The sequence below is a fragment of the Planococcus sp. FY231025 genome (assembly GCF_052078085.1).
Classification (GTDB): domain Bacteria; phylum Bacillota; class Bacilli; order Bacillales_A; family Planococcaceae; genus Planococcus.
This window is the reverse complement of record NZ_JBQJJG010000008.1, coordinates 348,654-359,403: the sequence shown is the minus strand read 5'-3', so window position 1 is coordinate 359,403 and position 10,750 is coordinate 348,654. Positions and strand designations below refer to the sequence as shown.

10 protein-coding genes are annotated in these 10,750 nt (G+C 45.6%); 1 reads left to right on the top strand and 9 read right to left on the bottom strand.

What is annotated here, in order from left to right:
• Positions 1-215: 215 nt before the first annotated feature.
• The 4 genes from ACTL32_RS13545 to ACTL32_RS13530 form a co-directional block, all read right to left on the bottom strand.
• Positions 216-1,163 carry an HNH endonuclease gene (locus tag ACTL32_RS13545; RefSeq protein WP_441341976.1) on the bottom strand — a complete coding sequence of 316 codons (948 nt, stop codon included), beginning with the start codon at positions 1,161-1,163 and terminating at the stop codon, positions 216-218.
• 180 nt (positions 1,164-1,343) lie between these two features.
• The gene (locus tag ACTL32_RS13540; RefSeq protein ID WP_441341975.1) at positions 1,344-2,351 is read right to left on the bottom strand and encodes a GNAT family N-acetyltransferase; all 1,008 of its coding nucleotides are present in this window, start codon (positions 2,349-2,351) and stop codon (positions 1,344-1,346) included.
• Positions 2,352-2,730: 379 nt separating this feature from the next.
• Positions 2,731-2,889, bottom strand: a complete 159-nt coding sequence (locus ACTL32_RS13535) for a hypothetical protein (protein WP_441341974.1) — start codon at positions 2,887-2,889, stop codon at positions 2,731-2,733.
• 104 nt (positions 2,890-2,993) lie between these two features.
• Complete coding sequence (locus ACTL32_RS13530; protein WP_441341973.1) at positions 2,994-3,419, bottom strand: hypothetical protein; 426 nt, start codon at positions 3,417-3,419, stop codon at positions 2,994-2,996.
• Positions 3,420-4,032: 613 nt separating this feature from the next.
• Here ACTL32_RS13530 and ACTL32_RS13525 point away from each other — a divergent pair.
• Positions 4,033-4,767: a Bax inhibitor-1/YccA family protein gene (locus tag ACTL32_RS13525; RefSeq protein ID WP_441341972.1), complete on the top strand. Its 735-nt coding sequence runs from the start codon at positions 4,033-4,035 to the stop codon at positions 4,765-4,767.
• Between the two features lie 130 nt (positions 4,768-4,897).
• Here ACTL32_RS13525 and ACTL32_RS13520 read toward each other — a convergent pair whose 3' ends face one another.
• The 5 genes from ACTL32_RS13520 to ACTL32_RS13500 all read right to left on the bottom strand — a co-directional run bounded on the left by ACTL32_RS13520 (position 4,898) and on the right by ACTL32_RS13500 (position 10,750).
• Positions 4,898-5,674, bottom strand: a complete 777-nt coding sequence (locus tag ACTL32_RS13520) for a DUF4240 domain-containing protein (protein WP_441341984.1) — start codon at positions 5,672-5,674, stop codon at positions 4,898-4,900.
• A gap of 304 nt (positions 5,675-5,978) precedes the next feature.
• A complete protein-coding gene (locus ACTL32_RS13515) occupies positions 5,979-7,427 on the bottom strand; it encodes an aldehyde dehydrogenase family protein (protein WP_441341971.1) in 1,449 nt (482 codons plus the stop codon).
• An 18-nt stretch (positions 7,428-7,445) separates the two neighbouring features.
• On the bottom strand, positions 7,446-8,201 hold the full coding sequence (locus ACTL32_RS13510) for a glucose 1-dehydrogenase (protein ID WP_441341970.1): 756 nt from the start codon (positions 8,199-8,201) through the stop codon (positions 7,446-7,448).
• 15 nt (positions 8,202-8,216) lie between these two features.
• Positions 8,217-9,293, bottom strand: coding sequence for a tartrate dehydrogenase (locus ACTL32_RS13505; protein ID WP_441341969.1), 1,077 nt, complete (start codon positions 9,291-9,293; stop codon positions 8,217-8,219).
• Between the two features lie 182 nt (positions 9,294-9,475).
• A complete protein-coding gene (locus tag ACTL32_RS13500) occupies positions 9,476-10,750 on the bottom strand; it encodes a TRAP transporter large permease (RefSeq protein ID WP_441341968.1) in 1,275 nt (424 codons plus the stop codon).

Below are 10,750 nucleotides of genomic sequence, written 5' to 3'. Positions count from 1 at the left end.
TGTGTTGTCAAAAATCGGCATAGACAGCGCTTGACTTAAATCACATTAAACGCTGGACTGAGCGAAGCGAGGGAAGCAAGGGAAGCGGCTGAAGCCGAGCCCACGGAAAGCGAAGTGGCCAGCCCGGTCGGGCTTATGCATCTCTATTCATTAAAAGTAGACTTTGTCTACAGTCTGTGCCGCATTCCAAATGGAGGTTGTTTATATCGGACATGTTAGTCGCCTTCTGTTTGTTCTAAGGGTTTGAGGAGCCGGACCTGTCGTGGCTCGACAAAAATATTTCGCTTGTGCCAACGGAAATACGGGGCGTGTTCCGGTGCCGCCGGAACTTTGGCGCCTTTAGCGAGGCCATAGACCGGATAGAGCTGTTTCGGTATTCGGCTGGCCACGCGCAAACTACCGCCTCCGGTAAACGCGATCAAGCCGGCTGTGTAAAGCGCCGCATGGTTGGCGCATAAAAGGATGCCGTTATAAGGATCCAACCGTTCGGCGTCCGTGCTGTCTTTCCATGGTTTCGCATAGCTCGCGGTCATCGCTTCCTCGATCGCAATGCCGCAAAGCGGGCAGCCTTCTTGCCAAAGTGTTTGGAGGTTCTTGCGAAACTGTGCCTTGCCACGCCGCATTTTTGTTTTGATGTCCAGTTCCATCTCTGAAATCATGGTCAAGAGCGGATTGTGTTTTGTCCTTCTGACCACTTCAATTGCGAGTTCCAATTGCTCTTCTTCCACAGAAAAGAAGTTTTGGGTGCTTATGAGCTCCAATATTCGCATCGCCAGTTCCTCGTTGCATGGGTAGAGGTAACCCGAGTTGCCGCTTGCGTCTTCCTGGAACGGCGAATACTTCAATGGCAGCAGCGGCTGGATTTCGCTGAAATGTTCCCTAACCGACAGTGGAAAATCGAGTTCCTGATATCTTGCGCCTGCAATAAACGCCTCTTTGGTGCGGTTCGGCACTCCGCCTTTATGGCATCCTTCTTCTATTGAGCTGATGGCGACAATCTCGCCTTTGACATAATGGAAAACGTGGTCGCCTTTTTGAAGCTCCTTCATCCGGTTCCATGAATGCGGCACCATGCCGGATTTATCAATCTGTGGCGTCCAAAGAATGCCTGCATTCCGTTCTTCGTGGTAAGTTTCTCCTTGCATGACGATAAAGCTGTTCATGAAATGCCTCCTACTGTCTGCTTCCTTCTTTCCATTTTAACGCAAAAAGCCTTTTTCTGCCTGATTGGCAAAAAAGGAAGCTGTAGGATCCAGTTAAGAGCATTTTTTTGCATTTCCCTTAAGGGTAACTGTGGACAGTAGACGGAAAAACAGCTTTAAAACCCGATTTCGAGCAACTTCTTAGACACAATTGAATTCATTTATGGGAACTGAACGGTACGAAGGAAAATACTCGGTGTTCGCCGGAACTTTCATCCGCAAGCATAATTCCTGGTATATCTCTCGGTTCCAGATCTTGCGGCCTGCATGGAACTTGAAGCCGCTTTTTGCACCGAAGCCTTTCTTGAACTCGAGCAAACTGTCATCAGCCTCATTTGTCCGACCGCCTCCGCCGTGGATCAGGTCAATGCCATGGGCTTTGCCCCATAGTGCCAATGCATAATAAAGCACACTTGCCGGCGCCAGGCGGTTGAATTCGGATAGATGGCCGGACAGGTGGGTATGCGCCAGGTTGTTAAAGACCAGATTGAGCGCTGCACCGATTACACGGCCTTCATAAAGCACTTCTATGAGCAGCACATGTTCTCCGAGTAGTTCCATTAGGCGACTGAAATAGTCGTCTGTAAAATAATAGAAGGCATCTGCTCCATTGCGCTCCATCGTTTTATAGTAAATGCTTTTAAATCCACTCAGATCTGTTGGATGCAGTGTGGTACGGTACTCCACTCCCGCTTTCAATGCTTGTCGAATGTTTTTTCTTACTGATTTGGAGAATTCAGCTTCGATCGGGTCGGCGTATGCTTTCAAGTTGGTGCCTACCGTTTCACGAAGATATGCAACGTCGTAGCATGAACGGAAATCTTCCGCATTGCCGGCCAGCGGATGGAAACGGATAAATTCGCTAACCACGTAATTGCTGGAGCAATACTCATGAAAAGCTCCTTCGAACGCCTCTACCAGCTCAGCCTGCCGCCCTTCTTCACATTGCAGGATCTGAGGGCCGCCATAGCCGTAGGGTGTAACCAGATCATAATAACGCCGCCCTTGGAGATTCATCGGAATTTCACGTTTGATGAACAGGTGCCTGATTTCCCCCGCATCGTGGCGGTACTCAAAAACTTCCGCAACACCATTTTCGATTTGCTCGAACAATTTGCCGTATCGTTCATCAAAATAGACATCCTCCATACAATTTCCCCCTCATCCGTTTGCGGCTAGAATCTAAGAAAGCGGCAATTCTGATGCATTGCGCTTCATCAGGTCGAATCCGGCACTTCAGTTTCAATGAAGTATAGACGAGAAAAGTGAAAATCAGATGAAAAAACAGATATTTCCGTCTTTATTCTCTGCTCATTAATCCATACCATCTTTTATGTGCCATTCCTAAAACCCTTCATCCTCCATTCGCTGCATCAAATTCTGTGGATGATCGGCAGACGAAAAAAGCTCCATTAGTTGTTTAGCAACAACTAATGGAGCTTTTTAGCGAAAAGATACCGGTACTGAAGCATGCCGCCCCACTTTCGGCCGGTTGGATCGGCAGTGCATAAACGAATTGATCAATTCATCAATGCTGGGTGCGTTCAGTTTCTTCAGAAACTGTGTAAGCGGAATTTTCCTTTTCGGATTTATATTGTTTATAGCCGCTTATATATTCCGTGTATAGCTGCAGATAAGATTTTGCAAGGTGATCCATTTTTTGTTCTTCTTTGATAAGAGCATTCATGTCAACATCCTCCTTAGTATCGTTCCGCTTGATAATCAACCAAACACAGGCAATCCGACTAATAACTTACCTCGACTCTTCCCAAAACATACAAACTGCGCATTTTATGGCTTAATGCAATCTTCCAGCATACGAAGAGACTCAGAAAGCCTCCGTGCAAATCCTTCTGGAGCTTCTACTGACTTTATTCGCAAGCAATACAAGCCCCGTTCCATGGACAATTGCTGTGAATAGCTTGATGGAAATAAAATCGGGTGCCGCAACAATGCCAAGGTGAAAATCGGCAGTTCTTCCGGCAGAAGAAAAATTTCCGCTTGGTTCACTGCTTCCCCATCTTGTTTGAACGGCCCGAAGGATACTAAAAGATCCAACATTGTGTCCAAGTGAATGCTTAACTTTTCCACCGCTGGCGTTTGACGCTTTTTCTGAAAACGCCATTTTCCTGAATGAAATTCAAGTTCTGCGTCCATAAGCTTGCTGATGCTTTCTTCCATTGATTCCCGTGCTTCCGTACCAACCACTGCGATCATTCCTTCCATTTTTTTATTGGAGCAATGCGCTCGGCTTGATAGAGATTGAAGCTGAGCAATAAATACAACAAACTATTATTCAGAAAAATCAATAAACAAATTTAAGAATTCTCATCCTGAAAATAGGACTCTTTGCTTAAAATCATTTATTTTTACCATTTAATATGGTTTTTCCTGTACCATTAGACTATTCTATCATCTAAAAAATGTAAAGGGATATAGTATATTCTTTTAATTCAGAAATCTTTATGCTTTTCTTCTATACTTTTATTTCAAAGCATTCCTTTATATTTTTAAAAAACAATGTCATTTATTGAGGAAGTTGTATAAGGAGTCTAGTAAATTCTTATCATTTATCTTAATTAAAAGCATTGTGCAATAACATTTTTCAAGAAGTTTTTTTGTGGGCATATAGCAGCTGCCGCTTCATGCTGAGCTTCTTCCATCTGTAGACTATCTTCATTTGCAAATGACTGACCTCAATTCTCCCTCCCCTGGAGCTTTTTTCATGAAAGGGATCCGAAGAAATGAATGCTGGTTCCGTTACAATTTTGTCCATCAGAACTATTACGGCTATAATGGAGTTGTACGGATTATTAATTGAGGTGATATTTTGAGAAGTGGAAACCCTAGCTTGAAACCAGAAGCATTTGAAAAATTCACCGATGCCCGAACAGGCCGAAAGATGACCATTCAAGGAACTGTCAATAAAACCTTCATTTTATTGCTGTTGGTTTTGGCGACTTTCGTCTATTCCTGGAACCAATTCCTTAGCAACCCGGACAGCGCCATGCCGCTGATCCTCGTGGGCGCAATCGGCGGCCTTCTTGTCGCATTGGTGACAATCTTCATCCCGAAAGTTTCGCCCTTCACTGCGCCCCTTTATGCATTGCTTGAAGGATTGTTCGTAGGGGCAGTATCCGCCCAATACGAAGTACAATACGGCGGCATCGTCTTTCAGGCTGTGTTGTTGACAATAGGTGTACTATTAAGCCTTTTGCTCGCTTACAAATCCGGCTTTATCAAAGTGACACAGAACTTCAGGCTGGGGGTTGTAGCAGCGACTGGCGCCATTTTCATCGTCTACCTGATTTCTTTTGTCGGCAGCTTTTTCGGTTTTCAAATTCCGCATCTGCACGAAGCGACACCGCTCGGCATTGCCATCAGCGTTGTCATCGTCATCATTGCTGCCCTAAATCTGGTGCTGGATTTTGATTTTATCGAAAACGCATCTGAAAAAGGCGTGCCTAAGTATTATGAATGGTATGGCGCGTTCGGGCTTTTGGTGACATTGATCTGGCTGTACCTGGAAATTCTGCGTTTGCTTTCAAAATTGCGGAGCAGATAAATGAAAACGTCCTACGGGGCGTTTTTTTGTTGGCAGATTTCAAATGCCCATACAATCACTCGCAAAAAAGGCCGCTTCAGAAAGTTTCTTACCTCCTGCTGCGGCCTATTTGACAGTGTATCTTGCAGTCCTACCCTATCGGATTCTCTCCATACAATTCCCATAACCTTGGAAACTTCCTGCGAAGCCCTTCTTCATCTCCCTCATCCCATTCCATCTCCAAATCCGGCTGTTCCTGGTCATCACCTGAGAGCTGGCTGTATATTTCCAAATAGCTGTCCAGGTCTTGCCCTGTCTTTTCTTCAAACGCCTCGCCGGCAGCATAAAGAAACGCTTCGAATTCAGGAACTTCACCGTCCAATTTTTCCAGATCGGGAATGATGCTTTCAGGATTCCGGATGGCTTCCTCATATGCCCCTTTCCCATGGAAAAGAAGCCAAGCCCGGAAATAATCGAAGGAATCATCGGAGCAGCCGCCCATGATGATCCAAGCCGCAGCCCATAAATCCGATGTATATGATTTTATGTAATTCCGGTTAAAATGAGTGTCGAACTTGATAATGTCGCTCACCGGCTTTTTCGCAAGCTTTCCGTCGAGCCATTCGAGCTGTTCTTCCATGTCGCCGCCTTTTTGATGGGCCGTCTCCACAAGATCCCAGAATTGGCTTTCCGTCATGACGCCCACTTCACTGTCTTGTTCCAAGCTTTCCCGGTAGCCTTTTTTCAGTTTTGATTCGATCAGCCTGTTGGCTTCTTTCCAGCAAAGTTCTTCTGAAGCGAACTCTTTGGTATTAATCGAACCTTGTGTCCCGATTTTTCCATATGAAACGATGAACATATTGCCTTGTACTTTTATTTTCCAAAATTTATTGGAAATAGCCGTTATGCAGACGAGTGATTTTTCCAACTTCATTCCCCGATTCTTCTTTTTACTGATTTTCGCTCTAATCCTTGTTTCGACTGGGGCAGCAACTTAAAAACCCTCTTTGAACAGACCAGACCAGCACGACGGTTAAAATGGCGATGGGTGATGCTCGCAGGAAAGTTGGCCAGGTTTGAATGAAAGTTGTTTGAGCCTAAAAATGCCTTGAAATGCCAAGCACACGTTCAAGAATAAATGGCGAAACACTATTTTGTCCATTAAAAAAGCACATAAATCCTATCAGGATCTACATGCTTCTTCAAAACCTCATCCAATTCACCCTACTCATTCAATACTTTAAAGCCACATTTTTCAAAATCGTGTAGTTGCGCAATGCTTCCAACCCTTTTTCACGCCCAAATCCGCTTTTCTTATAACCCCCGAACGGCATTTGTACACCGCCGCCAGCACCATAATTGTTGATAAACACTTGCCCAGCGCGGATTTTGTTTGCCACTCTATGGGCTCTTGCAGCGTCTTTTGTCCAAATGCCTGTCACCAGCCCATAATCAGTTCCATTCGCCAACTCGATGGCCTGTTCTTCGGTTTCAAACGAAAACGCGGCGACGACCGGCGCGAATATTTCTTCCTGGGCTACATAGCTTTTTGGATCCAAGTTGTCTATGACTGTTGGCTGGAAGAAAAAGCCGTTTTCCAAACCGTTCCTTTGTTCCCGCTTTCCACCCGTTAAGAATTCCGCTCCTTCATTTTTAGCTACTTCCATAAACTCTAAAATACGTGAAAATTGTTTTTCATTTAAAATCGGTCCTAGATCTGGATCATCGACGCCCAATCCGATTGTGATTGCTTTCATTTTTTCGACCACTTTACGAAGGAATTCCTCTTTAATGGAGTTTTGGACCAGAAGCCGCGATCCGGCGGAACAGGTTTGCCCTGCATTTTGGATGATGGAACGGACCACCCAATCCACCGCTTCTGTTTGATCGCAATCCTCAAAGACAATATTCGGCGACTTGCCGCCCAATTCCAGTGTCACAGGCTTCACATTTTTAGCTGCGCCAATCATGACGGCGGAACCTGTCTGGACAGAGCCCGTAAATGTAATATGGTCGACATCGCGGTGATTTGACAACGCCGCTCCAGCTTCGCTTCCATACCCGGTTACCAAATTGAAAACGCCTTTTGGCAATGTGGACTTGTCGATCAGTTCAGCCAGTTTAATTGCAGTAAGGGGCGTATCTTCCGCCGGTTTCGCCACCACGGTATTTCCAGTGGCTAGGGCCGCCGCCGTCGAGCGGGCAAGTATTTGAAGTGGATAATTCCAAGGGACGATATGCGCGGTCACGCCAATCGGTTCACGAAGCGTGTAATCGAGAATACCCGGCTGAACCGGTATCGTCTCCCCGAAAATCTTGTCTGCCATGCCTGCGTAGTATTCAAAATACAAGGCAGCCGCCTCTACGTCTTTTCGTCCTTGGGACAGCGGTTTTCCTGTATCCAACGTTTCCAGCATGGCAATTTCTTCTGCATCGTTCCGCAATTCTTCGGCGATTTTATACAGAATGCGCCCTCTGTCGATTGGCGGAAATGTCTGCCATCCTTCCGATTCAAAGGCATTGCGGGCCGCTTTTACTGCGGCGTCGATATCTTCCGCCTTGCCTCTCTGGACTTTTGCCAAAGTTTCCCCGTTTGCAGGATTTTTCGTCTCGAATACTTCTCGTCCAACGCTTTCAACCCATTCGCCATTTATATAGTTCAACCGATTTTCAGTTTCCATTCTGCCACTTCCTTATTATTAGATTCCGCGTCCGCCGTCGACATTTACAACACTGCCGGTCATCATTTGGGCTAAGTCCGAGCTTAAATAGACTGCACAATTGGCAATATCTTCAGGAGTGATCAAGCGTCCTAAAGGCACGCTGCTGCGGAAGGTATTTTCTTTCGCTTCACTTTGGTCGCCTCCCGCCGGAACAAATTCCGCCAGCATTTTGGTATCAGCCGGCCCTGGATTAATTGCGTTCACCCTGATATTATAAGGTGCCAATTCAATCGCCAATGCTTTTGTCAGTGAAATCGCGGCTCCTTTTGAAGCGACATAAGCATTCAGGCCAGGGCGCGGCCGGTCAACTGAAACGGAAGCGACGTTGATGATCGAGCCCCTGTTCTTTTGCTTCATAAATGGAACGACTGCTTTTGAAGTCAGAAAAACAGCGGTTGAATTGATGGCCATAATCCGTTCCCATTCTGCCAAAGAAACATCTTCGATGTTTTTAGCTGATTGAGCCACTCCAGCGACATTCAACAATATATCCACTTGTTTATATGTCTCCACCGTTTTTTGGACAAGCCCGTTTACGCTGTCTTCATCAGTCAAATTCGCTGTAGTAACCAATAATTGATCCGGATATTTTTCCGCTAGCTCACCGATTGCATCCACATTGATGTCCACAGCGGAGACTTTTGCGCCCCTTTCAAGAAACTTTTGGATGACCACTTGCCCCATCCCGCCGCCTGCACCGGTGATAATCGCTACTTTATTTGATAAATCCATATCGTTCCTCCTCTTTTAATTGGTAATCAGCTGTTTCTTCACTTCTTCAACGATTCGATCTCCGACTTCCGAAGTGGTCGAGTTCCCTCCAAGGTCCGGAGTTAACACTTCACCTTCTTGCAACACATTTTCTATAGAAGACACTATTGCAGCTGCCAGGTCGGGGCGCCCTAAATGCTCCAGCATCAAAGCAGCTGACCAGATTTGCGCAATCGGGTTGGCGATTCCTTTTCCAGCAATATCCGGTGCCGAACCATGAATGGCTTCAAACATCGAAGGGAAGTTCCGTTCGGGGTTGATATTGCCTGAAGGAGAAACGCCGAGCCCCCCCACCAATGCCGCTCCCAAATCCGTCAAGATATCCCCGAACAAATTCGATGCGACCACTACTTCAAAAGATTCGGGCCGCATAACGAAATACGCCGTCAACGCATCGATAAAGTAACTTTCAAGCGCGATGCCCTCATAATCAACGGCTACTTTTTCGATGGTTTCATCCCACAATTTCATTGAATGAATGATGGCATTTGATTTCGTCGCGCTTGTCACTTTTGTTTTATTGTTCTTTTTGGCGTATTCAAAGGCATACTTCGCAATCCGTTCAACGCCTTGCCTCGTGATAACCGTATTTTGAATCGCCATTTCCTGTGGCTGCTCCTGGTACAGCCGTCCGCCAATATTGGAATATTCACCTTCCGCATTTTCCCGGAATACCATAAAATCAATCGGACTGCCATTTTTCAAAGGCGAATCGATGCCGGCCAATTTTTTGATGGGGCGCATATTGATGTATTGCTGGAATTGTTTCCGTATCGGCATAATCAATTGCCAGATCGAAATTTCATCCGGTACCCGGGCATCACCCACTGCCCCGAACAAGATCGCATCAAACTTTTGCAATTGGTCCAATCCGTTATCCGGCATCATTTGTCCATGTTGCAAATAATACTCGCTGCTCCAGTCGAAAAGCTTGAAGTTCACCTCAAAGGCATCGTCCAGTTCCTGCAAAGCTTCCAAAACTTTCATCGCTTCATTTGTTACATCCGGGCCAATCCCGTCTCCCGGAATGACCGCTATTTTATATGTATCCATGCATCCGCCCCCAGATTAGTTAAGTTGAAATATTAAATTTAAATTTTGAAACTAAGCGCCGGCGCGTCCAAGGGTTAGGCGAAGTAAGAAGTCAGGCGTTCTTTGCCTGGCTTCTCTCGGGAGCCATACCCAGAGTGGCCGACGCGGTTTTAACGAGTGATTCTTTTATTCATCTTGTATAGTTATTCCAAGAAACCAGTTAAGAACAAGCTGATGCTCGGTATGAATGAAACAAGAAGCACATCAATCAGCATGATCAAAATGAAAGGAATAATGGCTTTCAATAAGCTTTCAAATTTTGTACCTGCTATATTCGCCGCCACAAACAAGTTGACTCCTACAGGCGGCGTGATAAAGCCGATCCCCAAATTAACAATCATTATGATGCCAAAATGAACCAAATCGATTTCCAGAGCGCTGACAATCGGAACAAGAATCGGCGTCAGGATAATGATGGCCGCAGAAGTTTCCAGGAACATCCCGCAAATCAGCAAAATCGCATTAATAATCAATAAAGCGATGATCCAGTTTTCAGTAATTCCTAGTGTCAACTCTGTCAATTCTGCAGGAATCCGCTGCCGTGTTAAGTAATAGCCGAAAACGGAAGCCCCTGCGATGATGAACATAATGACCGCTGTGACAACTACAGAAGATGAAAAAATAGTGACCAAATCTTTAATCTTGATTTCACGGTAGATAAAGAGACCTACGATCAAGCCGTAAACCACTGCCACAACCGCCGCTTCAGTCGGGGTGAAAATGCCGCCATATATCCCGCCCAGAATAATCACCGGCATCATCAACGCCAAAAACGCATCTGCAAATGCCTTTACAAAATCGACAAAGCCGAATTTTTCGCCGCCTCCATATCCTTTGATTAGCGATATAATATAAACCAAAATAATCAATGAAACCATTACAAGCAGACCAGGAATAACTCCCGCTATAAACAATTCACTGACCGAAACACCTGCCGCCACTCCATATAACACTAACGGTACACTTGGCGGTATCATAATGCCGATGGTTCCTCCTGCTGCTTGGACCGCAGTTGAAAAACTTTTATCATAGCCTTTATTGACCATGGCGGGAATCAGCAAAGCACCGACTGCAGCTGTAGTGGCCGCGGCAGACCCGGAAATCGCTGCAAAAAACGCACAAGCTACAATGGATACAATGGCGAGGCCGCCTTTGACACGCCCAAAAATAACATTCGCCAGATGAATCAAACGTTGGGAAATTCCTCCGCTTTCCATCAATTTGCCGGCTAAGATGAAGAACGGAATGGCCATAAGCGGAAAAGAGTCAACGGAATTGAACATCCGCTGCATAATGACAATAAGGGATACATTGCCATCGATAAAAAAGACAAGCGCTGATGCCAATCCTAAAGCAACAGCTATCGGCACGTTGATCAAAAATAAAATGATTAGCAGCACAAATAATATGATGGCCAT

What these genes read in the sequence shown, in the direction of transcription:
- ACTL32_RS13515 (WP_441341971.1), bottom strand. Translation starts at nt 7,427, where the DNA reads ATGGAAACTGAAAATCGGTTGAACTATATAAATGGCGAATGGGTTGAA.
- ACTL32_RS13535 (WP_441341974.1), bottom strand. Translation starts at nt 2,889, where the DNA reads ATGAATGCTCTTATCAAAGAAGAACAAAAAATGGATCACCTTGCAAAA.
- ACTL32_RS13510 (WP_441341970.1), bottom strand. Translation starts at nt 8,201, where the DNA reads ATGGATTTATCAAATAAAGTAGCGATTATCACCGGTGCAGGCGGCGGG.
- ACTL32_RS13540 (WP_441341975.1), bottom strand. Translation starts at nt 2,351, where the DNA reads ATGGAGGATGTCTATTTTGATGAACGATACGGCAAATTGTTCGAGCAA.
- ACTL32_RS13545 (WP_441341976.1), bottom strand. Translation starts at nt 1,163, where the DNA reads ATGAACAGCTTTATCGTCATGCAAGGAGAAACTTACCACGAAGAACGG.
- ACTL32_RS13530 (WP_441341973.1), bottom strand. Translation starts at nt 3,419, where the DNA reads ATGATCGCAGTGGTTGGTACGGAAGCACGGGAATCAATGGAAGAAAGC.
- ACTL32_RS13505 (WP_441341969.1), bottom strand. Translation starts at nt 9,293, where the DNA reads ATGGATACATATAAAATAGCGGTCATTCCGGGAGACGGGATTGGCCCG.
- ACTL32_RS13500 (WP_441341968.1), bottom strand. Translation starts at nt 10,750, where the DNA reads ATGGCCATCATATTATTTGTGCTGCTAATCATTTTATTTTTGATCAAC.